Annotated in this window: 20 protein-coding genes; 17 read left to right on the forward strand and 3 right to left on the reverse strand. The window is 59.7% G+C overall.

The features are described 5' to 3' along the window. Window positions 1-470: 470 nt before the first annotated feature. Window positions 471-2,741, reverse strand: a complete 2,271-nt coding sequence (gene clpA / locus IF199_RS18965) for an ATP-dependent Clp protease ATP-binding subunit ClpA (protein ID WP_085732141.1) — start codon at window positions 2,739-2,741, stop codon at window positions 471-473. A 30-nt stretch (window positions 2,742-2,771) separates the two neighbouring features. Further along, window positions 2,772-3,134: an ATP-dependent Clp protease adapter ClpS gene (gene clpS, locus IF199_RS18970; protein WP_015094394.1), complete on the reverse strand. Its 363-nt coding sequence runs from the start codon at window positions 3,132-3,134 to the stop codon at window positions 2,772-2,774. 224 nt (window positions 3,135-3,358) lie between these two features. On the opposite strand from clpS, the gene IF199_RS18975 reads away from it, so the two are divergent. Further along, the gene (locus IF199_RS18975; RefSeq protein WP_096822254.1) at window positions 3,359-3,640 is read left to right on the forward strand and encodes a cold shock domain-containing protein; all 282 of its coding nucleotides are present in this window, start codon (window positions 3,359-3,361) and stop codon (window positions 3,638-3,640) included. 79 nt (window positions 3,641-3,719) lie between these two features. Here IF199_RS18975 and icd read toward each other — a convergent pair whose 3' ends face one another. Continuing rightward, window positions 3,720-4,976, reverse strand: coding sequence for an NADP-dependent isocitrate dehydrogenase (gene icd / locus IF199_RS18980; RefSeq protein ID WP_003223831.1), 1,257 nt, complete (start codon window positions 4,974-4,976; stop codon window positions 3,720-3,722). Between the two features lie 481 nt (window positions 4,977-5,457). Between icd and IF199_RS18985 the strand changes: the two genes are divergently transcribed. The 16 genes from IF199_RS18985 (at window position 5,458) to nuoH (ending at window position 25,064) form a co-directional block, all read left to right on the forward strand. Next, window positions 5,458-7,683: an NADP-dependent isocitrate dehydrogenase gene (locus tag IF199_RS18985; protein ID WP_192558401.1), complete on the forward strand. Its 2,226-nt coding sequence runs from the start codon at window positions 5,458-5,460 to the stop codon at window positions 7,681-7,683. 78 nt (window positions 7,684-7,761) lie between these two features. Continuing rightward, window positions 7,762-8,208 (forward strand): NUDIX hydrolase, encoded by a 447-nt coding sequence (locus tag IF199_RS18990; RefSeq protein WP_096822256.1) that lies wholly within the window; start codon window positions 7,762-7,764, stop codon window positions 8,206-8,208. 59 nt (window positions 8,209-8,267) lie between these two features. Further along, window positions 8,268-9,392, forward strand: coding sequence for a tRNA 2-thiouridine(34) synthase MnmA (mnmA, locus tag IF199_RS18995; protein WP_074688946.1), 1,125 nt, complete (start codon window positions 8,268-8,270; stop codon window positions 9,390-9,392). Then, window positions 9,389-10,012: a high frequency lysogenization protein HflD gene (gene hflD, locus IF199_RS19000; RefSeq protein ID WP_096822257.1), complete on the forward strand. Its 624-nt coding sequence runs from the start codon at window positions 9,389-9,391 to the stop codon at window positions 10,010-10,012. Before mnmA ends, hflD begins: the two co-directional genes overlap by 4 nt. A gap of 126 nt (window positions 10,013-10,138) precedes the next feature. Next, window positions 10,139-11,509, forward strand: a complete 1,371-nt coding sequence (gene purB / locus IF199_RS19005) for an adenylosuccinate lyase (protein WP_039767413.1) — start codon at window positions 10,139-10,141, stop codon at window positions 11,507-11,509. An 86-nt stretch (window positions 11,510-11,595) separates the two neighbouring features. Further along, entirely contained in the window at window positions 11,596-12,768 is a 1,173-nt protein-coding gene (locus IF199_RS19010; protein ID WP_096822258.1) for a ribosomal protein uL16 3-hydroxylase, read from the forward strand. Further along, window positions 12,761-13,186, forward strand: coding sequence for a GNAT family N-acetyltransferase (locus tag IF199_RS19015; protein ID WP_085712389.1), 426 nt, complete (start codon window positions 12,761-12,763; stop codon window positions 13,184-13,186). Before IF199_RS19010 ends, IF199_RS19015 begins: the two co-directional genes overlap by 8 nt. 132 nt (window positions 13,187-13,318) lie before the next feature. Continuing rightward, window positions 13,319-14,056, forward strand: a complete 738-nt coding sequence (locus IF199_RS19020) for a secretin N-terminal domain-containing protein (protein WP_096822260.1) — start codon at window positions 13,319-13,321, stop codon at window positions 14,054-14,056. Window positions 14,057-14,532: 476 nt separating this feature from the next. Next, window positions 14,533-15,858 (forward strand): isocitrate lyase, encoded by a 1,326-nt coding sequence (gene aceA / locus IF199_RS19025; protein ID WP_011334956.1) that lies wholly within the window; start codon window positions 14,533-14,535, stop codon window positions 15,856-15,858. Window positions 15,859-16,403: 545 nt separating this feature from the next. Next, the gene (locus IF199_RS19030; protein WP_003223812.1) at window positions 16,404-16,817 is read left to right on the forward strand and encodes an NADH-quinone oxidoreductase subunit A; all 414 of its coding nucleotides are present in this window, start codon (window positions 16,404-16,406) and stop codon (window positions 16,815-16,817) included. A 10-nt stretch (window positions 16,818-16,827) separates the two neighbouring features. Further along, window positions 16,828-17,502, forward strand: coding sequence for a NuoB/complex I 20 kDa subunit family protein (locus IF199_RS19035; RefSeq protein ID WP_003223809.1), 675 nt, complete (start codon window positions 16,828-16,830; stop codon window positions 17,500-17,502). 70 nt (window positions 17,503-17,572) lie between these two features. Further along, the gene (nuoC, locus tag IF199_RS19040; RefSeq protein WP_016987416.1) at window positions 17,573-19,357 is read left to right on the forward strand and encodes an NADH-quinone oxidoreductase subunit C/D; all 1,785 of its coding nucleotides are present in this window, start codon (window positions 17,573-17,575) and stop codon (window positions 19,355-19,357) included. Window positions 19,358-19,359: 2 nt separating this feature from the next. Then, the gene (nuoE, locus tag IF199_RS19045) at window positions 19,360-19,857 is read left to right on the forward strand and encodes an NADH-quinone oxidoreductase subunit NuoE (protein ID WP_003223804.1); all 498 of its coding nucleotides are present in this window, start codon (window positions 19,360-19,362) and stop codon (window positions 19,855-19,857) included. Beyond that, the gene (nuoF, locus tag IF199_RS19050; RefSeq protein WP_064380702.1) at window positions 19,854-21,209 is read left to right on the forward strand and encodes an NADH-quinone oxidoreductase subunit NuoF; all 1,356 of its coding nucleotides are present in this window, start codon (window positions 19,854-19,856) and stop codon (window positions 21,207-21,209) included. The genes nuoE and nuoF overlap by 4 nt, the downstream gene beginning before the upstream one ends. 136 nt (window positions 21,210-21,345) lie before the next feature. Further along, on the forward strand, window positions 21,346-24,060 hold the full coding sequence (nuoG, locus tag IF199_RS19055; RefSeq protein WP_192558402.1) for an NADH-quinone oxidoreductase subunit NuoG: 2,715 nt from the start codon (window positions 21,346-21,348) through the stop codon (window positions 24,058-24,060). Then, a complete protein-coding gene (gene nuoH, locus IF199_RS19060) occupies window positions 24,057-25,064 on the forward strand; it encodes an NADH-quinone oxidoreductase subunit NuoH (RefSeq protein ID WP_007951460.1) in 1,008 nt (335 codons plus the stop codon). The genes nuoG and nuoH overlap by 4 nt, the downstream gene beginning before the upstream one ends. Window position 25,065: the final 1 nt, after the last annotated feature.

The raw sequence follows: 25,065 nt of genomic DNA on the forward strand, positions 1-25,065 counted from the left end.
ATTCCCAAATCAAACAAATTGGTCAGCCAACAAGCCGCCATTCTCAGCAAGCCGGCTCCCACAGCTCTAATCCACGTGCAACCCAAGCGGCAAAGCCGCCCCACTCAACACAATGAGCGTTAGCTCGAGTAAAGCTGTTGATCGCAAGGCCCGTCGGCAGGCTGAGTGGAGGGATTGATCCCGGGGTGGGAGCGCAGCGACCGTTTGGCGAAGCCAAACACATCGAGAGGAGGTGCAGCGAAGCAAACCGTAGGCGATGCCCCCGGATCAATCCCGGAGCGAAGGAACCCGAGCCACAGCGAGGGCCGAACGTCAGGGCATAGACCTTTTGGTTACTTTTGGGGCGTTTGCCAAAAGTGACCCGCCGTAAGGGCGGAACCCTAAGCGGCCATAACCGCAGCAACGGATATTCACACCAAACAAACAGACAACAAAAAGGCGCCCGAAGGCGCCTTTTCACTTCACAGCCGTCAGGCCATTTCCGCCGTAGTCTCGAAGTCAAACGTCAGTTCACCATCCTTGATGTCGATGTGAACCACACCGCCATGCTCGGCCAGCTCGCCAAACAGAATCTCCTCCGCCAGCGGACGCTTGATCTTGTCCTGGATCAGACGCGCCATCGGACGAGCGCCCATGGCCGAATCGTAACCACCGGCCGCCAGCCAACTGCGCGCCGCATCGGTAACTTCCAGAAGCACACGCTTGTCTTCCAGCTGCGCCTGAAGTTCGGTGAGGAACTTGTCCACCACGCTTTTGATGACCTCATGACTGAGGCGACCAAACTGAATGATGGTATCCAGACGGTTGCGGAATTCCGGCGTGAAGCTCTTCTTGATCACTTCCATCGCATCGGACGAATGATCCTGATGGGTGAAACCGATCGAAGCACGCGCCGCCGTTTCAGCACCGGCGTTGGTGGTCATGATCACGATCACGTTGCGGAAGTCCGCCTTGCGCCCGTTGTTATCGGTCAGCGTGCCGTGGTCCATCACCTGCAGCAGCAGGTTGAAGACTTCCGGATGCGCCTTCTCGATTTCGTCGAGCAGCAATACGCAGTGCGGCTGCTTGGTGATCGCTTCGGTCAGCAGACCGCCCTGGTCGAAACCGACATAACCCGGAGGCGCACCGATCAGACGCGATACGGTGTGGCGCTCCATGTACTCGGACATGTCGAAGCGAACCAGTTCAATCCCAAGAGCCTTGGCCAATTGGCGCGCAGCCTCGGTTTTACCGACACCGGTAGGCCCGGCGAACAGGAACGAACCGACCGGCTTGTCCGGCGACTTGAGGCCGGCACGGGACAGTTTGATCGCAGTCGACAGCGAATCGATCGCCGCGTCCTGACCAAACACCGTCAGCTTCAGGTCACGCTCGAGGTTACGCAGCAGTTCCTTGTCGGAACTGGTGACGTGCTTCGGCGGAATCCGCGCGATCTTCGCTACGATGTCCTCGACCTGCGGCACTTCGATGCGTTTCACACGCTTCTCGACCGGTTGCAGACGCTGATAGGCGCCCGCCTCGTCGATCACGTCGATGGCCTTGTCCGGCATATGCCGGTCATTGATGTAGCGCGAAGCCAGTTCTGCAGCGGCGCGCAACGACTCATCGCTGTATTCGATGTTGTGGTGCTGCTCGAAACGCCCTTTCAGGCCGCGCAGGATACCGATGGTGTCTTCCACCGATGGCTCGACCACATCGACCTTCTGGAAGCGACGTGCCAGGGCACGGTCTTTCTCGAAGATGCCACGGAATTCCTGGAACGTGGTCGAGCCGATGCAGCGAATGTCGCCAGACGACAGCAGCGGCTTGAGCAGGTTCGAGGCATCCATGACGCCACCCGACGCGGCACCCGCACCGATAATGGTGTGGATCTCGTCGATGAACAGGATCGCCTGCGGACGTTTTTTCAGTTCGTTGAGCAACGCCTTGAAGCGCTTCTCGAAATCACCGCGATACTTGGTGCCTGCGAGCAAGGCGCCGAGATCGAGGGAATAAACGACGCTGTTGGCCAGCAGGTCCGGCACCTGGTTGTCGACAATGCGCTTGGCCAGGCCTTCGGCAATCGCGGTTTTACCCACGCCCGCCTCGCCCACCAGCAGCGGATTGTTCTTGCGACGACGCGCGAGAATCTGCGCGACACGCTCGACTTCCGTTTCACGCCCGACCAGCGGATCGATCCGGCCCTGACGTGCGAGTTCGTTGAGGTTGCTGGCATAAGCATCCAGCGGATTGCCTGAAGAAGAAGACTCACCGCCCTCGTCGTCCTGCATATCTTGTTCACCTTCAGAGTGATCGCCATGCCCCGGCACCTTGGAAATGCCATGGGCGATATAGTTGACGACATCAATGCGTGCAACGCTCTGCTGTTTCAGCAGGAACACCGCCTGACTCTCTTGCTCACTGAAGATTGCAACCAGCACGTTGGCGCCGGTCACTTCGCGTTTGCCCGAGCTCTGCACATGAAAGACAGCACGTTGCAGCACACGCTGGAAGCCCAGGGTTGGCTGGGTTTCGCGATCTTCGTCATGGACGGGGATCAGCGGCGTGGTGGAGTCGATGAACTCCTGCAGGTCGTGCTTGAGTTTGTCGAGGTTTGCGCCGCAGGCACGCAATACGGTGGCGGCAGCCTCATTGTCCAATAGGGCCAGCAGCAGGTGTTCGACGGTCATGAACTCATGACGCTTCGAACGTGCCTCCTTGAAGGCAAGATTGAGGGTGACTTCGAGCTCGCGGTTTAACATAGCTTCACCTCATACCCAAGTGGTCGGCGATTAACCGTCCTTCTCGATTTCACAGAGTAGCGGATGCTGGCTTTCCCTGGCGTACTGGTTGACCTGCATGGCCTTTGTCTCGGCGATGTCGCGGGTAAACACTCCACATACTGCCCGTCCTTCTGTGTGGACGGCCAGCATGACCTTGGTCGCCAGCTCGCGATTCAGGTTAAAAAACACCTCGAGCACTTCGACGACGAAATCCATCGGTGTGTAGTCATCATTAAACAAAACCACCTTGTACATCGGCGGCGCCTGTAACGCAGGCTTTGCTTCCTGAACAGCAATACCCGCTGAATCGTCGTCGTGTAAATCAGGGCGATCCTGATTGAATGTTAGTCGAATCTGGCTGATTGCATGCATGGAAAGAAAGGTTCGTCAGTTGTGCAAATACAGTGGTGGGGGCGGCTTGACACGTTTTCAACTCCGACTGCCCGGTCACCTTGACTATCGGGAAAACGGTGTTACAACCAATAGAACCCACAGTGGGTAAAAAAGATCCGCGGAGTCAATCTTTTTAACGGATTCGACTGCGGATGAATTGGATGATACTCCAGCGATGGAGACTGTTGCAGAGGGATTTGAGCATGGCTGTCGGCAAGGTGAAATGGTTCAACAATGCCAAGGGGTTCGGTTTCATCAATACCGAATCCCGCGAGGGGAAGGACGAGGACGGCAAGGAAATCGATTTCTTTGCACACTACTCCGCCATTGAGATGGACGGGTACAAAACCCTCAAAGCCGGGCAAATCGTCAAATTCGATATCGTGCAAGGCCCCAAAGGGCTGCACGCCACAAAAATTCAGAATGCCGAGCCTGCGAAAGATACCGTCTCGGCCGCCGCGCAGCATCAATCAGTGACCAGCTGAAGCGACCAGAACACCTGCCAGAAAACAAACCGCCCGGCTCGATCACTCGAGCCGGGCGGTTTCGTTGCAGCGGTCTTTCTTACATGTGTTTGATGATCGCCTCACCGAAGCCCGAAGAAGACACCAGCGTGGCGCCTTCCATCAGACGTTCGAAGTCGTAGGTCACGGTCTTGGCCTTGATCGCGCCATTGGTGCCCTTGATGATCAGGTCAGCCGCCTCGGTCCAGCCCAGGTGGCGCAGCATCATCTCGGCCGACAGGATCACCGAACCCGGGTTGACCTGGTCCTTGCCGGCATATTTCGGCGCGGTGCCGTGGGTCGCCTCGAACATGGCCACGGTGTCGGACAAGTTGGCACCCGGCGCGATACCGATACCGCCCACTTCCGCCGCCAGGGCGTCGGACAGGTAGTCACCGTTGAGGTTGAGGGTGGCGATCACATCGTATTCGGCCGGACGCAGCAGGATCTGCTGGAGCATGGCGTCGGCGATGGCGTCCTTGACGATGACTTCGCGGCCGGTTTTCGGGTTCTTGAATTTCATCCATGGGCCGCCATCGAGCAGCTCGGCACCGAATTCTTCCTTCGCCACCTCGTAGCCCCAGTCCTTGAAGGCACCTTCGGTGAATTTCATGATGTTGCCCTTGTGCACGATGGTCAGCGACTTGCGGTCGTTGTCCACCACGTATTGCAGGGCCTTGCGCACCAGACGCTTGGTGCCTTCTTTCGAAACAGGCTTGATGCCGATGCCGCAATCCTGGTCAAAACGGATCTTGGTGACGCCCATTTCTTCTTTCAGGAACTTGATGACCTTGGTAGCTTCAGGAGAGCCAGCCTTCCATTCGATACCGGCATAGATGTCTTCGGAGTTCTCGCGAAAGATCACCATATCGACATCGCCAGGCTTTTTCACCGGGCTCGGTACGCCTTCGAACCACACCACAGGGCGTAGGCAGACATAGAGATCGAGCTGCTGACGCAGGGCAACGTTGAGAGAGCGGATGCCGCCACCGACCGGAGTGGTCAGCGGGCCCTTGATGGAAACCACGTAATCTTTAACGGCGTCCAGGGTTTCCTGGGGCAGCCAGGTGTCCTGGTCATAAACTTGAGTTGCTTTTTCGCCAGCATAAACCTCCATCCAGGAAATCTTGCGCTTGCCCCCGTAGGCCTTGGCCACGGCAGCATCAACCACTTTGATCATCACAGGGCTGACGTCGACGCCAATGCCGTCACCTTCAATGAAGGGAATGATCGGGTTATCAGGGACATTGAGAGAATGGTCTGCGTTGACGGTGATTTTGTCGCCGACGGCTGGAACCTGAATCTTCTTGTAACCCATGCTGAACTCCATTGTTTGGATTGAACATCTGGCTTGGTTCGAGCGTAACCCAGTTGAATCAACACGCAAACCCTCTGTTCCGGGCGCGACCACATCTCGTTTCGTACAAGCCTGAAAGCAAAGGGAAAAGCGCCAATCTCAAGCATTCACGGCGACTCTACGCCCCACCCCGGCCTGCGACCTTTAGACCAATGGACGAGAATCGTTGCATATGAACCATCGGCAGATTGCCAGCTACCTATGTATAATGCCGCCCGCTGACCAAAGGGTCACGACGGCTGGCCTCTCTAGCACGAGACTTTCCGCCTGATTGGTTGAACTGTTACCGCAGTCCGACTGCTTGACGCTCTACTGATGCACCCAACATCACCGCGAAGAATCTCGACATTCGGTTCATGGATGACTTTGAACGAACGCGCTTACCCGGCGCCCCTCGAGTTTCTGCGCACGCTTTAGCAAAGAAGAGAGAGTTAATCCGAATATGCCCACCCGCTCGAAGATCATCTATACCTTCACCGACGAAGCTCCAGCCCTCGCCACCTATTCCCTGCTGCCGATCATCGAGGCTTACACCGCCTCGGCCGATATCGCCGTGGAAACCCGCGATATCTCTCTTGCAGCACGTATTCTGGCCAGCTTCCCCGAGCAACTGGGCGACAAAGCCGTAGCCGACCACCTCGCCGAACTGGGCGACCTGGCCGTTACGCCTGAAGCCAACATCATCAAGCTGCCGAACATCAGCGCCTCGGCTCCGCAACTGCAAGCCGCGATCAAAGAGCTGCAAGCCCAGGGCTACAACCTGCCGGACTACCCGGAAACCGTGACCAGCGACGCCGACAAAGACACCAAGGCACGTTACGACAAGGTCAAGGGCAGCGCCGTGAACCCGGTTCTGCGTGAAGGCAACTCCGACCGTCGTGCTCCGCTGTCGGTCAAGAACTACGCGCGCAAGCACCCGCACAAAATGGGCGCCTGGGCCAAAGACTCCAAGTCCCACGTCGCTCACATGAGCACCGGCGATTTCTACGGCAGCGAAAAAGCCGCCCTGATCGACGCCGCTGACGCCGTGAAGATCGAACTGATCGCCAAAGACGGCACCGCGACCGTCCTGAAAGAAAAAACCACCGTTCAGGCGGGCGAGATCCTCGACTGCTCCGTAATGAGCAAAAAGGCCCTGCGCGCGTTCATCGCCGCTGAAATCGACAGCGCCAAGCAACAAGGCGTGCTGCTGTCGGTTCACCTGAAAGCCACCATGATGAAGGTCTCCGACCCGATCATGTTCGGCCAGATCGTTGCCGAGTTCTACAAAGACGCCCTGACCAAGCACGCCGACGTGCTGGCCGAGATCGGTTTCAACCTGAACAACGGCATCGGCGACCTGTACGCCCGCATCAAAGCCCTGCCGGCCGAGCAACAAGCTCAGATCGAAGCTGACATTCAAGCGGTCTACGCCGTTCGTCCGTCACTGGCGATGGTCAACTCCGACAAAGGCATCACCAACCTGCACGTGCCGAGCGACGTTATCGTCGACGCCTCGATGCCGGCCATGATCCGTGACTCCGGCAAAATGTGGGGCACCGACGGCCAGCTGCACGACACCAAGGCCGTGATCCCGGATCGTTGCTACGCCACCATCTACCAGGCCGTGATCGAAGATTGCAAAGCCAATGGCGCTTTCGATCCGACCACCATGGGCAGCGTGCCAAACGTTGGCCTGATGGCTAAAAAGGCCGAAGAGTACGGTTCCCACGACAAGACCTTCCAGATCAAGGCCGATGGCGTGGTTCGAGTGACCGACAGCAAAGGCACCCTGCTGATGGAACAGGCTGTTGAAGCCGGCGACATCTTCCGCATGTGCCAGACCAAAGACGCGCCGATCCAGGACTGGGTCAAACTGGCCGTCAACCGTGCTCGCGCAAGCAGCACCCCGGCCATTTTCTGGCTGGACCCGATGCGCGCCCACGATGGCGTGGTGATCGAGAAGGTTCAGGCTTACCTGAAGAATCACGACACCGCCGGTCTGGACATCCAGATCATGGCGCCGGTCGACGCCATGAAGTACACCCTGCAGCGCACCCGTGACGGCAAGGACACCATTTCGGTGACCGGCAACGTACTGCGCGACTACCTGACCGACCTGTTCCCGATCATGGAACTGGGCACCAGCGCCAAGATGCTGTCGATCGTGCCGCTGATGAACGGCGGTGGCCTGTTCGAAACCGGCGCTGGCGGTTCGGCTCCGAAGCATGTGCAGCAACTGGTCGAAGAGAACTTCCTGCGCTGGGATTCGCTGGGTGAATTCCTGGCCCTGGCCGCGTCTCTCGAGCACCTGGGTGTGAACTACAACAACCCGAAAGCGCTGGTTCTGTCCAAGACTCTGGACCAGGCCACTGGCCAGTTCCTGGACAACAACAAGTCGCCATCGCGCAAAGTCGGCAACATCGACAACCGCGGCAGCCACTTCTACCTGGCAATGTACTGGGCACAAGCCCTGGCCGCCCAGACCGAAGACGCTGCACTGCAAGCGCAGTTCGCGACCCTGGCCAAGACCCTGACCGAGAACGAGGCGACCATCGTTGCCGAGCTCAACGCCGTTCAAGGCAAGCCAGTGGACATCGGCGGTTACTACCACGCCAATGCCGAGCTGATCAGCAAGGCCATGCGCCCAAGCACAACCCTCAACGCGGCCATCGCTGCGCTGGTATAAGGTTGTAAAGGGAACATCACAAACCCCGGCCTCGTGCCGGGGTTTGTGTTTCCGCCTTCCGCCCAGGAGATTCAATTCATGCAATGGCTCCCCCACATCACCGTCGCCACCATCGTCGAGGACAACGGTCGCTTCCTGATGGTCGAGGAACACAAGGCTGGCCGTAACGTGCTCAATCAGCCCGCCGGTCATCTGGATCCGGACGAAACCCTGATCGAAGCCGCCGTGCGCGAAACCCTCGAAGAAACCGGCTGGGACGTCGAACCCACCAGCGTGATCGGCATTTATCTGTACACCGCACCCAGCAACGGCGTGACTTACCAGCGCGTGTGCTTCAGCGCCAAAGCCGTGAAACACCACCCGGATTATCAGCTGGACGACGGTATCGTCGGCGCCAAGTGGCTGACCCGCGACGAATTATTGGCCCAGCGCGATCACTGGCGCAGCGAGCTGATTATCCGCTGCATCGATGATTATCTGGCCGGCAATCGCTTCGGCCTCGAACTGATCCGCCCTTCCCTTTAGCCTTGAGGCCGTGAGCCTGATAGAATCGCGTCCTTTTTCAAGACACTCATTGAATCCCTATGCGTGATCCAGCCCCTTCTGACACATCCAAGAAGCGCGTCATTGTCGGCATGTCCGGCGGCGTGGACTCTTCCGTTTCCGCTCTCCTGCTGATCGAGCAGGGTTATGAGGTGGAAGGCCTGTTCATGAAGAACTGGGAAGAAGACGACGGAACGGAATACTGCACCGCCATGGACGACCTGGCGGATGCTCAGGCTGTGTGCGACAAGATCGGTATCAAGCTGCACACCGCCAACTTCGCCGCCGAGTACTGGGACAACGTGTTCGAGCACTTCCTGGCCGAATACAAGGCCGGCCGCACGCCGAATCCGGACATCCTGTGCAACCGCGAGATCAAGTTCAAGGCGTTCCTCGACTACGCCATGATGCTCGGCGCCGACCTGATCGCCACCGGCCACTATGTGCGCCGCCGCGACATCGATGGCCGCACCGAACTGCTCAAGGGCCTGGACCCGAACAAGGATCAGAGCTACTTCCTGCACGCCGTCGGCGGCGAACAGATCGCCAAGACCCTGTTCCCGGTCGGTGAGCTGGAAAAACCGGAAGTCCGTGCAATTGCCGAGAAATACGAACTGGCGACCGCCAAGAAGAAGGATTCCACCGGGATCTGCTTCATCGGTGAGCGTCGTTTCAGCGATTTCCTCAAGCAATACCTGCCGGCACAACCGGGCGAGATCAAGACCACCGAAGGCGAAGTCATTGGCCGTCACCACGGCTTGATGTACCACACCATCGGCCAGCGCCAGGGCCTGGGCATCGGCGGTCTGAAAGACGCTGGTGACGAGCCGTGGTACGTGCTGCGCAAGGATCTGGACACCAACGAGCTGATCGTCGGCCAGGGCAACAACCATCCGTGGCTGTTCTCCAGCGCCCTGCTCGCTTCGGAAATCTATTGGGTCAACCCGATCGATTTGAGCCAGCCGCTGCGCCTGACCGCCAAGGTTCGTTATCGCCAGAGCGATCAGGCCTGCACACTGGAAAAAACCGAGACCGGCTATCGCGCGGTGTTCGACGAGCCGCAACGCGCGGTCACGCCGGGCCAGTCGGTGGTGTTCTACGACGGAGAAATCTGCCTCGGTGGCGGCGTGATTGAAGTCGCCGAGCCGTGGAGCGGCCAGGCATGAGCCCGACTCAGGAGCAACTGACGGCTCTGGGCGGTGTGTTTCTCGCCGCCGTGCTGGTCGACCGGATCGCCAAGACCGGCCAGACCAACGAGGCCGGTCTGAGCTGCATGCTCGGCAGCCTGCTGGTTCGCGACCCGAAAGACACGCTGGACGTGTACGGCGGCGACGATATCAACCTGCGCGACGGTTACCGCGCATTGATCGGCGCCCTCGAACGCGACCCGAGCACCTTGCAGCGCGAGCCGTTGCGCTACGCTTTATCGATGCTCGGCCTTGAGCGGCAACTGGCCAAGCGCAACGACATGCTCGACGTGATCGGCAAGCGTCTGCCGCAGATCCAGTCGCAGGTCGAGCATTTCGGCCCGGCCCACGAAAACGTGATCGCCGCGTGCGGCGCGTTGTACCAGGACACTCTGAGCACCTTGCGTCAACGCATCCAGGTGCACGGCGACATGCGTAACCTGCAGCAGCCGAGCAACGCCTCGAAGATCCGCGCCCTGCTGCTCGCCGGCATCCGCTCGGCACGCCTGTGGCGTCAGCTGGGTGGTCATCGCTGGCAGTTGGTGATCAGCCGTCGCAAGTTGCTCAAAGAGCTTTACCCGCTGATGCGCAGCAGCTGAACCGCGCCCGCAACACCGTTTTGAGTCAGTAACGCGTAATACGCCGGTCAGTTGGCGACGGACCGGCGGATTTTTTCATGTATGATACGCGCCCCATTTCGTTGCCCGACTGTCCGAGAACACCCCATGCAGCTCTCTTCGCTCACTGCGGTTTCCCCTGTTGACGGCCGCTACGCCGGCAAAACCCAGGCCCTGCGCCCAATTTTCAGCGAGTACGGTCTGATCCGTGCCCGTGTTCTGGTTGAAGTGCGCTGGCTCCAGCGCCTGGCCGCTCACGCCGGTATCCCGGAAGTGCCAGCCTTCTCCGCCGAAGCCAATGCCGTTCTGAACGAACTGGCCGAAAACTTCTCGCTGGAGCACGCCGAGCGCGTGAAAGAGATCGAGCGCACCACCAACCACGACGTAAAAGCGATCGAATACCTGCTCAAGGAGCAGGCGGCCAAGCTGCCGGAACTGGCCAAGGTCAGCGAGTTCATCCACTTCGCCTGCACCAGCGAGGACATCAACAACCTGTCCCACGCCCTGATGCTGCGCGAAGGCCGTGACGACGTGATGCTGCCGCTGATGCGCCAGACCGCCAACGCCATCCGCGAGCTGGCCATCCGCTTCGCCGACGTGCCAATGCTGTCGCGCACCCACGGTCAACCGGCTTCGCCGACCACCTTGGGCAAAGAGCTGGCGAACGTGGTTTACCGTCTCGAGCGTCAGATCGCTCAGGTCGCTGCCGTTCCGCTGCTGGGCAAGATCAACGGCGCTGTCGGCAACTACAACGCTCACCTGTCGGCCTACCCGCAGATCGACTGGGAAGCCAACGCCCGCGCCTTCATCGAAGACGAACTGGGTCTGGGCTTCAACCCGTACACCACGCAGATCGAGCCGCACGACTACATCGCCGAGCTGTTCGACGCCATTGCGCGCTTCAACACCATCCTGATCGACTTCGACCGTGACATCTGGGGCTACATCTCCCTGGGTTACTTCAAACAGCGCACCATCGCTGGCGAAATCGGTTCGTCGACCATGCCGCACAAGGTCAACCCGATCGACTTCGAAAACTCCGAAGGCAACCTGGGCATCGCCAACGCGCTGTTCCAGCACCTGGCGAGCAAGCTGCCGATCTCCCGCTGGCAGCGCGACCTGACCGACTCCACCGTTCTGCGTAACCTCGGTGTCGGCTTCGCCCACAGCGTGATCGCGTACGAAGCGAGCCTCAAAGGCATCAGCAAGCTCGAGCTGAACGCTGACAAGATTGCTGCCGATCTGGACGCTTGCTGGGAAGTCCTGGCCGAGCCGATCCAGACCGTAATGCGCCGCTACAACATCGAAAACCCGTACGAGAAGCTGAAAGAACTGACTCGTGGCAAGGGCATCAGCCCTGAAGCGCTGCAGACTTTCATCGATGGCCTGGACATGCCGGCCGCTGCGAAAGCCGAGCTCAAGCAACTGACCCCGGCCAACTACATCGGCAACGCTGTAGCGCAAGCCAAACGCATCTGATCGACTGCTTGACCCGTTTGAGACGCCCGGCCGCGCCGGGCGTTTTTATTCCCGTCTGAAAAATGCTTTTTTTCAATAGGTTACATATGAATCCCGATATTCCTCTTCAACTTCTGGGTGGTCTCACGGCGCGCGAGTTCATGCGCGACTACTGGCAGAAAAAGCCACTGCTGATCCGTCAGGCGATTCCTGATTTCGAAAGCCCGATCGACGCCGACGAACTCGCCGGCCTGGCCCTGGAAGAAGAAGTCGAATCGCGCCTGGTGATCGAACACGGCGAGCGCCCTTGGGAACTGCGCCGCGGCCCGTTCGCCGAAGACGAATTCAGCAAACTGCCGGAACGCGAGTGGACCCTGCTGGTGCAGGCTGTCGATCAGTTCGTGCCGGAAGTCAGCGAACTGCTGGAAAACTTCCGTTTCCTGCCAAGCTGGCGTGTCGACGACGTGATGATCAGCTTCGCCGCCCCGGGTGGCAGCGTCGGCCCGCACTTCGATAACTACGACGTGTTCCTGCTGCAAGGCCACGGCAAGCGCAACTGGAAAATCGGCCAGATGTGCGACTCCGAAAGCCCACTGCTGCAACATGCGGACCTGCGCATCCTCGCCGAATTCCACGAGACCGAAGAGTGGGTCCTGGAACCGGGCGACATGCTCTACCTGCCGCCGCGCCTGGCTCACTGCGGCGTTGCCGTTGATGACTGCATGACCTACTCGGTCGGTTTCCGCGCACCGAGCGCCGCTGAAGTGCTGACCCACTTCACCGACTTCCTCAGCCAGTTCCTGACTGACGAAGAGCGCTACACCGACGCCGATGCGAAGCCGGTCAGCGATCCACACCAGATCCAGCACGATGCACTCGGCCGCCTGAAAGCGCTGCTCGCCGAGCACATGAGCGACGAACGCCTGCTGCTGACCTGGTTCGGCCAGTACATGACCGAGCCGCGTTATCCGGAGCTGGTGGTCGGCCCGGAAGAAGTCGAAGAAGAAGACTTCCTCAGTGCACTTGAAGACGGCGCCATCCTGATCCGCAACCCGAGCGCGCGCCTGGCATGGTCGGAAGTCGATGACGATCTGCTGCTGTTCGCCAGCGGCCAGAGCCGTTACCTGCCGGGCAAGTTGCGCGAACTGCTGAAGCTGATCTGCTCCGCCGACGCTCTGCACACCGACAACCTCGGTGACTGGCTGAGCGACGAAGACGGTCGCGGCCTGCTGTGCGAACTGGTCAAGCAAGGGAGCCTGGGGTTCGCCGACGATGAATAAGATTCGCGTACGTGTTGCAGACTGGCAAAAGGACAACGCCGAGATCCGCCGCATTCGCGAAACGGTGTTCATTGCCGAACAATCGGTTCCGCCCGAGCTTGAGTGGGACGCCGATGACGCCACGGCGGTGCATTTCCTGGCCTTCGAAGGTGATTTTCCGATCGGCACCGCCCGCCTGCTGCCCGACGGGCACATCGGCCGGGTTTCGGTGCTCAAGGACTGGCGCGGGCTGAAAGTCGGTGACGCGCTGATGCAAGCGGTCATCGCCGAAGCCGAAGCTCGCGGACTGAAGCAGCAGATGCTTAGCGCGCAGGTGCAGGCCACGGCGTTCTATGAACGCCTGGGTTTCAACCTGGTCAGCGAGGAATTCCTGGAAGCCGGGATTCCGCATGTCGACATGGTTCGTCATTCGGCATAACGCTTGATGTACACCTCAAAACGCCCCGCCATCTCATGATGCCGGGGCGTTTTGCTGTCTACGATTCAACTTGCCCCACCCCGGGCCGACAAACTGGCAATATCAAGCCTTTCGAAAGCGGAGATAACGGACATGTCCCTACGCACCCTGCTCACCACCCTGCTGCTCGGCTGCAGTTTTTCGGTGATGGCAGCCACAGAAATCGTGCCCCTCAAGTACCACACCAGTGCCGACATGCTGCCGGTGGCCCAGGACTTCATCGGCAAGGACGGCCAGGTCAGCGCCTATGGCAACCAACTGATCGTCAAGGCCGAACCGGACAAGATTCAGGCCCTCAAGGCCCTGCTGACCCAACTGGACACCGAGCCCAAACGCCTGCTGATCACCGTCGACACCAACGAAAACAACCAACAGAACACCGGCGACCAGCAAACCAGGATCATCAACTACAGCACGTCCAGCCGCGACGGCGGCATCCAGCAGATTCAGGCCAGCGAAGGCGCGCCCGCCCTGATCCAGGTCGGCCAGAGCGTGCCGATCACCAGCAGCCAGACCAATTCCTACGGCGATTACAGCAGCCAGACCCAGTATCGCAACGTCACTCAGGGCTTCTACGTCACCGCCAGCGTCACCGGCGACACCGTTCACCTGGCAATCAGTACCAACCGTGACCGCATGAGCCAGGAACGTCCCGATGTAGTGAACGTGCAGAGCACCGACACAACCGTCACCGGACGCCTGGGCGAATGGATCACCCTCGCCGGCGTGAACCGCGAGACTCAGGCCGACAAACAGGGTCTGGCCCGCAGCTACTCGACTCAAGGCCGGGATGACATGACGTTGCGGGTAAAAGTCGACACGTTGGACTAAAGCACCAAAAACTGACTGATTAGTCGTATTAGACGAAAGATGTAGTGCTTGAAAAAAAGCACTACAAAACGTTTGACGAGCCAAAAAAGCGAAGGCATGATGGCCTCGCTCCCGCTAATCAGAGGCCCTGGCAAGGGCCTTCGAAGCGATGCTCGCACCCATCCCCGCGAGCCGTTTCGTGTCTGTACCGCCCACAAGGTGTGTTTGACGAGGTTGCCGACTGGAACGAAGTTGTCCCGAGGGACGGAAGCGTAATTAGGTAACCCGGCTTTACACTGTAGTTCGCATAAAGGCCCACGACGCCCGAATGCGCCCGCCAGTTCGCCTTTACCTGCTCACTTCCCCTCGAGCCCATCGTTCATCCCGTCGCCTGCCCCGCCGAACCCGACCTGACCACCTAAGCTTCTGGTCAGCGAGCGCAAGGAATTTTCCACCGCAGAACAACTTTTCATAAAGACGCGACGAGGTTTATCTCCATGGCACTGACACGCGAACAGCAAATTGCAGCCCTTGAAAAAGACTGGGCTGAAAACCCGCGCTGGAAAGGCGTGACTCGCAATTACTCCGCTGCTGACGTCGTCCGTCTGCGTGGCTCGGTTCAACCAGAGCACACCTTTGCAAAAATGGGCGCCGAAAAACTGTGGAACCTGGTCACCCAGGGTGCCAAGCCGTCCTTCCGCCCAGAGAAAGATTTCGTCAACTGCATGGGCGCCCTGACCGGCGGCCAGGCTGTGCAGCAGGTTAAAGCCGGTATCCAGGCGATCTACCTGTCGGGCTGGCAAGTCGCTGCGGACAACAACTCCGCCGAATCGATGTACCCGGACCAGTCGCTGTACCCGGTGGACTCGGTTCCAACCGTGGTCAAGCGCATCAACAACTCGTTCCGTCGTGCCGACCAGATCCAGTGGAAAGCCGGCAAGAACCCGGGCGACGAAGGCTACATCGACTACTTCGCACCAATCGTGGCTGACGCTGAAGCCGGTTTCGGCGGCGTACTGAACGCCTACGAGCTGATGAAGAGCATGATCGAAGCAGGCGCCGCCGGCGTTCACTTCGAAGACCAACTGGCTTCCGTGAAGAAATGCGGCCACATGGGCGGCAAGGTGCTGGTTCCTACCCAGGAAGCCGTACAGAAGCTGACCGCTGCTCGTCTGGCTGCCGATGTTGCCGGCGTACCGACCATCATCCTGGCCCGTACCGACGCCAACGCTGCCGACCTGCTGACTTCCGACTGCGACCCGTACGACCAACCGTTCGTAACCGGCACCCGCACTCAGGAAGGTTTCTACAAGGTTCGTGCAGGTCTGGACCAGGCAATCGCCCGCGGCCTGGCCTACGCGCCGTACGCCGACCTGATCTGGTGCGAAACCGCCAAGCCGGATCTGGACGAAGCCCGCCGCTTCGCTGAAGCGATCAAGAAGGAATACCCGGACCAGATCCTGTCGTACAACTGCTCGCCTTCCTTCAACTGGAAGAAAAACCTGGACGACGCGACCATCGCCAAGTTCCAGCGCGAACTGTCCGCCATGGGTTACAAGCACCAGTTCATCACCCTGGCCGGCATTCACAACATGTGGCACAGCATGTTCAACCTGGCGCACGACTACGCCCGCAACGACATGACTGCCTACGTGAAGCTGCAAGAGCAGGAATTCGCTGACGCCGCCAAGGGTTACACCTTCGTGGCTCACCAGCAGGAAGTGGGCACTGGCTACTTCGACGACATGACCACCGTGATCCAGGGCGGCACGTCCTCGGTGACCGCGCTGACCGGTTCGACCGAAGAAGAACAGTTCCACTGATCGACTTCGCCTGAGTAAACGGCCTTTGCGGACCGTGTAGAAAGCTAACCGCATTGCCGAAAGACTGACGCCCCGACTGGTTCGGGGCGTTTTTTTGCCTGCGGCTTTCGGAGCACCTCGAGGACAGCACAACCTGCGAGACAAAACATTGATCCAGAGCGCTATCCAGGTCACAAAAATCGGTTAAAACGTGCGCCGCCGCTACTTGCAGTAACGCGGATATAAGACAACTTCCCAACTGCCCAATCGCTAAACAGTTACAAAACCACTCCAAACGATATTAATTATCATTTAGCGGCAACTATGTTCGTTACATTTCCTACAAAACATAATTCGTGAAATCCCGGCTAATGCCCGCAACGCATGGGCTGCGGGGCCATCGAGGTGCGCTATGTCCTTATTCCAATAAATAATTTCGCTATAGGAATTTTACTTGCAGGGTGTTTAGCCATAAAATCAGCGCGATTGATTGCTGCGACATATCGTCACTGCCTTATTTCTTTATCAAGCTCAGAGACCTTTGCTCTCTGTTAAGGATTACCAGCATGCCCGAAGCGACAGGACTCATGGCCCACAACTGGGGCTTTGCCATTTTCCTTCTGGGTGTAGTCGGCCTGTGTGCCTTCATGCTCGGCGTCTCCAGCCTCCTCGGGTCAAAAGCCTGGGGCCGCAGCAAAAACGAACCGTTCGAGTCCGGCATGCTACCTACCGGTGGCGCCCGCTTGCGGCTCTCAGCCAAATTCTATCTGGTCGCGATGCTGTTCGTGATCTTCGATATCGAAGCCCTCTTTCTCTTTGCATGGTCTGTGTCCGTCCGCGAAAGCGGCTGGACCGGATTCGTCGAAGCTCTCGTTTTCATAGCAATTCTGTTGGCAGGTCTTGTCTACCTGTTCCGAGTGGGCGCCCTTGACTGGGCTCCGGAAGCTCGTCGCAAGCGGCAGGCGAAGCTGAAACAATGAGGCTTTGGCAATGCAATACAATCTCACCAGAATCGACCCCGATGCTCCTAACGAGCAGTATCCGATTGGCGAACGGGAAACCGTTTCCGATCCGTTAGAAGATCAAGTCCACAAAAACATTTTCATGGGCAAGCTGGAAGACGTGCTGAGTGGCGCGGTCAACTGGGGACGTAAGAACTCCCTGTGGCCGTACAACTTCGGTCTTTCGTGCTGCTACGTGGAAATGACCACGGCCTTCACGGCGCCCCACGACATCGCGCGCTTCGGCGCCGAAGTTATCCGGGCATCACCGCGTCAGGCCGACTTCATGGTTATCGCCGGTACGTGCTTCATCAAGATGGCGCCGATCATTCAGCGTCTGTACGAGCAGATGCTCGAGCCCAAATGGGTGATCTCGATGGGTTCGTGCGCCAACTCCGGTGGCATGTACGACATCTACTCCGTGGTTCAAGGGGTGGACAAGTTCCTGCCCGTTGACGTCTACGTACCTGGCTGCCCGCCCCGTCCGGAAGCATTTCTGCAAGGCTTGATGCTGTTGCAGGAATCCATTGGACAGGAGCGTCGCCCACTTTCCTGGGTCGTTGGCGATCAAGGCGTTTATCGCGCCGACATGCCTTCGCAGAAGGAACAGCGCCGCGAACAGCGAATCGCAGTCACCAACCTGCGCAGCCCTGACGAAGTCTGATCCAGATCTGTTTCAAAGAAACGAGAAGCTGGCTTCATTCTTTACGTTGACCGAAAGCGAAAAAATAACCATGACTACAGGCAGTGCTCTGTACATCCCGCCTTATAAGGCAGACGACCAGGATGTGGTCGTCGAACTGAACAATCGTTTTGGCCCCGAGGCGTTCACCGCCCAGCCGACCCGCACCGGCATGCCGGTGCTGTGGGTGGCGCGTGCCAAGCTCGTCGAAGTCCTGACCTTCCTGCGCAACCTGCCCAAGCCGTACGTCATGCTCTATGACCTGCACGGCGTGGACGAGCGTCTGCGCACCAAGCGTCAAGGCCTGCCGAGCGACGCCGAGTTCACCGTGTTCTATCACCTCATGTCGCTGGAACGTAATAGTGACGTGATGATCAAGGTCGCCTTGTCCGAGAGCGACCTCAGCTTGCCGACCGTCACCAGCATCTGGCCGAACGCCAACTGGTACGAGCGTGAAGTCTGGGACATGTTCGGTATCGACTTCAAAGGTCACCCTCACCTGTCGCGCATCATGATGCCGCCGACCTGGGAAGGTCACCCGCTGCGCAAGGACTTCCCGGCGCGCGCCACGGAATTCGATCCGTACAGCCTGAACCTGGCCAAGCAACAGCTTGAGGAAGAAGCCGCGCGTTTCCGTCCTGAAGACTGGGGCATGAAGCGTTCCGGCCCGAACGAGGACTACATGTTCCTCAACCTGGGTCCGAACCACCCTTCGGCTCACGGTGCCTTCCGCATCATCCTGCAGCTGGACGGTGAAGAGATCGTCGACTGCGTTCCGGACATCGGTTACCACCACCGTGGTGCCGAGAAGATGGCCGAGCGTCAGTCCTGGCACAGCTTCATTCCGTACACCGACCGTATCGACTACCTCGGCGGCGTGATGAACAACCTGCCGTACGTGCTCTCGGTCGAGAAGCTGGCCGGCATCAAGGTGCCCGAGAAGGTCGACGTCATCCGCATCATGATGGCCGAGTTCTTCCGTATCACCAGCCACCTGCTGTTCCTGGGTACCTACATCCAGGACGTCGGCGCCATGACTCCGGTGTTCTTCACCTTCACCGACCGCCAGAAGGCGTACACGGTGATCGAAGCCATCACCGGTTTCCGTCTGCACCCGGCCTGGTACCGCATCGGCGGCGTCGCCCACGACCTGCCACGCGGCTGGGAAAAACTGGTGAAAGACTTCGTTGAATGGCTGCCAAAGCGCCTCGACGAATACACCAAGGCTGCCCTGCAGAACAGCATCCTCAAGGGTCGTACCATCGGCGTTGCCCAGTACAACACCAAAGAGGCCCTGGAATGGGGCGTCACCGGTGCCGGCCTGCGTTCCACCGGTTGCGACTTCGACCTGCGTAAAGCGCGTCCATACTCCGGCTACGAAAACTTCGAGTTCGAAGTACCGCTGGCCGCCAACGGCGACGCCTACGACCGCTGCATGGTTCGCGTCGAAGAGATGCGCCAGAGCATCAAGATCATCGACCAGTGCATGCGCAACATGCCGGAAGGCCCGTACAAGGCGGATCACCCGCTGACCACGCCGCCGCCGAAAGAGCGCACGCTGCAACACATCGAAACCTTGATCACGCACTTCCTGCAGGTTTCGTGGGGCCCGGTCATGCCGGCCAACGAATCCTTCCAGATGATCGAAGCGACCAAGGGCATCAACAGTTATTACCTGACGAGCGACGGCGGCACCATGAGCTACCGTACCCGGATCCGCACTCCAAGCTTCCCGCATCTGCAACAGATCCCTTCGGTGATCAAAGGCAGCATGGTCGCGGACATGATTGCGTACCTGGGTAGTATCGATTTCGTTATGGCCGACGTGGACCGCTAAGCATGAACAGCACGCTTATCCAGACAGACCGTTTCACCTTGAGTGAAACCGAGCGCTCGGCCATCGAGCACGAGCTGCATCACTACGAAGACCCGCGCGCGGCGTCGATCGAAGCCCTGAAGATCGTTCAGAAAGAACGCGGCTGGGTGCCGGACGGCGCTCTGTACGCCATCGGCGAGATCCTCGGCATCCCGGCCAGCGACGTTGAAGGCGTGGCCACGTTCTACAGCCAGATCTTCCGCCAACCGGTCGGCCGTCACATCATTCGCGTCTGCGACAGCATGGTCTGCTACATCGGCGGCCACGAGTCGGTCGTCAGCGAAATCCAGAACAACCTGGGTATCGGCCTGGGCCAGACCACCGCCGACGGTCGCTTCACCCTGCTGCCGGTCTGCTGCCTCGGCAACTGCGACAAGGCACCGGCGCTGATGATCGATGACGACACCTTTGGCGATGTCCAGCCTGCCGGCGTCGCCAAACTGCTCGAGGGCTACGTATGACCCTGACCTCTTTCGGTCCTGCCAACCGCATCCAGCGTTCGGCCGAGACTCACCCGCTGACCTGGCGCCTGCGCGACGACGGCGAAGCCGTATGGCTCGACGAGTACCAGGCCAAGAATGGTTACGCGGCGGCACGCAAAGCCTTTGCCGACATGGATCAGGACGCCATCGTCCAGACCGTGAAAGACGCCGGCCTCAAGGGTCGCGGCGGTGCAGGCTTCCCCACTGGCGTGAAGTGGGGCCTGATGCCAAAGGACGAATCCATCAACATCCGCTACCTGCTGTGCAACGCGGATGAAATGGAGCCGAACACCTGGAAAGACCGCATGCTGATGGAGCAACTGCCCCATCTGCTGATCGAAGGCATGCTGATCAGCGCCCGCGCGCTGAAAACCTACCGGGGCTACATCTTCCTGCGCGGCGAGTACACCACCGCCGCCAAGCACCTGAACCGTGCCGTGGAAGAAGCCAAGGCAGCGGGCCTGCTGGGCAAGAACATCCTGGGCAGCGGCTTCGATTTCGAGCTGTTCGTCCACACCGGTGCCGGGCGTTACATCTGCGGTGAAGAAACCGCACTGATCAACTCCCTCGAAGGCCGCCGCGCCAACCCGCGCTCCAAGCCGCCCTTCCCTGCCGCCGTTGGCGTCTGGGGCAAGCCGACCTGCGTGAACAACGTTGAAACCCTGTGCAACGTGCCGGCGATCATTGCCGACGGCGTTGACTGGTACAAATCGTTGGCCCGCGACGGCAGCGAAGACATGGGCACCAAGCTCATGGGCTTCTCTGGCAAGGTCAAGAACCCTGGCCTGTGGGAACTGCCATTCGGCGTGACCGGTCGCGAGCTGTTCGAAGACTACGCCGGCGGCATGCGCGACGGTTACAAGCTCAAGGCCTGGCAGCCAGGCGGCGCCGGTACCGGTTTCCTGTTGCCGGAACACCTCGACGCACAAATGTACGCCGGCGGCATCGCCAAGGTGGGCACCCGTATGGGTACCGGCCTGGCCATGGCGGTGGACGACAGCGTCAACATGGTGTCCCTGCTGCGCAACATGGAGCAGTTCTTCGCTCGCGAATCCTGTGGTTTCTGCACCCCTTGCCGTGATGGCCTGCCATGGAGCGTCAAGCTGCTGATGGCCATCGAACAAGGCCGCGGCCAGCCAGGCGACATCGAGACCCTGCTGGGTCTGGTCAACTTCCTCGGACCGGGCAAGACCTTCTGTGCTCACGCACCGGGTGCCGTGGAACCGTTGGGCAGTGCCATCAAATACTTCCGTCCAGAGTTCGAAGCCGGTATCGCGCCCGCAAGCGCCGCCGTCCCGCCTCTGGCAAAGCCGATCGTAGTCGGCGCGTAAACGCTTAAAAAGGCGAAGGGTCCGTGCCCTTCGCCTTTCGTCCGATGACGCCTTTCGGGGCTGACTGGATTCGGACGGATAACAAGATTCCATTAGCCACGCCCGCTGACACCGGGCCAACGAAGACCTTTGAACCATGGCCACTATCCACGTAGACGGCAAAGCGCTCGAAGTCGACGGGGCAGACAACCTGTTACAGGCATGTCTGTCGCTGGGCCTCGACATCCCTTATTTCTGCTGGCACCCCGCGCTTGGTAGCGTCGGGGCCTGCCGCCAGTGCGCGGTCAAGCAGTACACCGACGAGAACGACACCCGTGGTCGCATCGTCATGTCCTGCATGACGCCTGCCACCGACAACACCTGGATCTCCATCGACGATGAAGAATCCAAGGCGTTCCGCGCCAGTGTTGTTGAATGGCTGATGACCAACCACCCGCACGACTGCCCTGTGTGCGAGGAAGGCGGTCACTGCCACCTGCAAGACATGACCGTGATGACCGGCCACAACGAGCGCCGTTATCGCTTCACCAAACGCACCCACCAGAACCAGCAACTGGGCCCGTTCATTTCCCACGAAATGAACCGCTGCATCGCCTGCTACCGCTGCGTGCGTTTCTACAAGGACTACGCCGGCGGCACCGACCTCGGTGTATTCGGCGCCCACGACAACGTGTACTTCGGTCGCGTTGAAGACGGCACGCTGGAAAGCGAGTTCTCCGGCAACCTCACCGAGGTCTGCCCGACCGGTGTGTTCACCGACAAGACTCACTCCGAGCGCTACAACCGTAAATGGGACATGCAGTTCTCGCCGAGCATCTGCCATGGCTGCTCCAGCGGTTGCAACATTTCCCCGGGCGAGCGTTACGGCGAACTGCGTCGCATCGAAAACCGTTACAACGGTTCGGTGAACCAGTACTTCCTGTGCGACCGTGGCCGTTTCGGTTATGGCTACGTCAACCGCACCGACCGTCCACGTCAGCCGCTGCTGGCCGACGGCACCAAGCTTGGACTGGATGCTGCGCTGGATAAAGCCGCCGACCTGCTGCGCGGTCGCAACATCGTCGGTATCGGTTCGCCGCGTGCCAGCCTCGAAAGCAACTACGCGTTGCGTGAGCTGGTGGGCGCCGAGCACTTCTACTCCGGTATCGAAGCCTCCGAACTGGAACGCATCCGTCTGGTCCTGCAAGTGCTGAAAGACAGCCCGTTGCCAGTGCCGAACATGCGCGACATCGAAGACCACGACGCCGTGTTCGTCCTCGGTGAAGACCTGACCCAGACCGCCGCCCGTATGGCCCTGGCCCTGCGTCAGTCGGTAAAAGGCAAGGCCGAAGACATGGCCGAAGCCATGCGCGTTCAGCCTTGGCTCGACGCCGCCGTGAAGAACATCGGTCAGCACGAGCTGAACCCGCTGTTCATCGCCAGCCTGGCTGAAACCAAGCTCGACGATATCGCCGAAGAGTGTGTACACGCCGCTCCAGACGATCTGGCCCGCATCGGTTTCGCCGTGGCTCACGCCCTGGACGCCAGCGCACCTGCCGTCGAAGGTCTGGACGCCGAAGCCCTGGAACTGGCCAAGCGCATCGCCGACGCCCTGATCAAAGCCAAGCGTCCGCTGATCATCGCCGGTACTTCGCTGGGCTCCAAAGCCTTGATCGAAGCTGCTGCGAACATCGCCAAGGCCCTGAAGCTGCGCGAGAAGAACGGTTCGATCAGCCTGATCGTGCCGGAAGCCAACAGCCTCGGTCTGGCCATGCTCGGTGGCGAATCGGTTGATGCTGCCCTGCAAGCGGTCATCGACGGCAAGGCCGACGCCATCGTCGTGCTGGAAAACGATCTGTACACCCGCACCACCAAAGCCAAGGTCGATGCTGCACTGAACGCTGCGAAAGTAGTGATCGTTGCCGACCATCAGAAGACGGCCACCAGCGACCGCGCGCATCTGGTTCTGCCAGCCGCCAGCTTCGCTGAAGGCGACGGTACTTTGGTCAGCCAGGAAGGCCGCGCCCAGCGCTTCTTCCAGGTTTTCGACCCGCAATACATGGACTCGAGCATTCTGGTCCACGAAGGCTGGCGCTGGCTGCACGCCCTGCGCGCCACCCTGCTGAACCAGCCGATCGACTGGACGCAACTCGACCACGTGACCGCTGCCGTTGCTTCGAGCACCACGCAGCTGGCGCGTATCGTCGACGCCGCACCGTCCGCCTCGTTCCGCATCAAGGGTCTGAAACTGGCGCGTGAACCGCTGCGTTATTCCGGTCGCACCGCGATGCGCGCCGACATCAGCGTTCACGAACCACGCACCCCGCAAGACAAGGACACCGCGTTCGCCTTCTCGATGGAAGGTTACTCGGGCTCCGTCGAACCGCGTCAGCAGGTTCCTTTCGCCTGGTCGCCAGGCTGGAACTCGCCGCAAGCCTGGAACAAGTTCCAGGACGAAGTCGGTGGTCACCTGCGCGCTGGCGATCCGGGCACCCGCCTGATCGAAAGCACCGGTGATTCGCTGAACTGGTTCGCCAGCGTTCCGCGCGCGTTCAACCCGGCCCAGGGCACCTGGCAAGCCGTGCCGTTCTACCACCTGTTCGGCAGCGACGAGAACTCGTCGAAAGCCGCCCCGGTCCAGGAACGTATCCCGGCCGCCTACGTTGGCCTGGCCAAATCCGAAGCGGATCGCCTGGGCGTCAACGACGGTGCACTGCTGAGCCTCAATGTTGCCGGCCAGACCCTGCGTCTGCCGCTGCGCATCAATGAAGAGCTGGGCGCCGGCCTGGTTGCACTGCCGGCCGGTCTGGCAGGCATTCCGCCGGCGATTTTCGGCCAAACCGTTGATGGTCTGCAGGAGGCAGCGCAATGACCTGGTTCACCCCTGAAGTGATCGATGTGATCCTGACGGTCATCAAAGCCATCGTCATCCTGCTGGCCGTGGTGGTCGCGGGTGCGTTGCTCAGCTTTGTCGAACGTCGCCTGCTGGGCTGGTGGCAGGACCGTTACGGTCCGAACCGCGTTGGCCCGTTCGGCATGTTCCAGATCGCTGCCGACATGCTGAAGATGTTCTTCAAGGAAGACTGGACCCCGCCGTTTGCCGACAAGGTGATCTTCACCCTGGCACCGGTCGTGGCCATGTCCGCCCTGTTGATCGCTTTCGCGATCATCCCGATCACCCCGACCTGGGGCGTGGCGGATCTGAACATCGGCCTGCTGTTCTTCTTCGCCATGGCCGGTCTGTCGGTCTACGCGGTGCTGTTCGCCGGCTGGTCGAGTAACAACAAGTTCGCCCTCCTCGGCAGCTTGCGTGCCTCGGCGCAGACCGTGTCCTACGAAGTGTTCATGGGCCTGGCCCTGATGGGCATCGTGGTGCAGGTCGGCTCGTTCAACATGCGCGACATCGTCGAGTACCAGGCGCAGAACCTGTGGTTCATCATTCCGCAGTTCTTCGGCTTCTGTACCTTCTTCATCGCTGGCGTGGCTGTGACTCACCGTCACCCGTTCGACCAGCCGGAAGCGGAACAGGAACTGGCCGACGGTTACCACATTGAATACGCCGGTATGAAATGGGGCATGTTCTTCGTCGGTGAATACATCGGCATCATCCTGATCTCGGCGCTGTTGGTCACCCTGTTCTTCGGTGGCTGGCACGGTCCGTTCGGCATCCTGCCGCAACTGTCCTTCGTCTGGTTCGCACTGAAGACCGCGTTCTTCATCATGCTGTTCATCCTGCTGCGCGCTTCGATCCCGCGTCCGCGTTATGACCAGGTGATGGACTTCAGCTGGAAATTCTGCCTGCCACTGACCCTGATCAATTTGCTGGTGACCGCTGCAATCGTGTTGTGGAACACGCCTGCAGTTGCGGTTCAGTGAG

Source organism: Pseudomonas allokribbensis (assembly GCF_014863605.1).
Classification (GTDB): Bacteria; Pseudomonadota; Gammaproteobacteria; order Pseudomonadales; family Pseudomonadaceae; genus Aquipseudomonas; species Aquipseudomonas allokribbensis.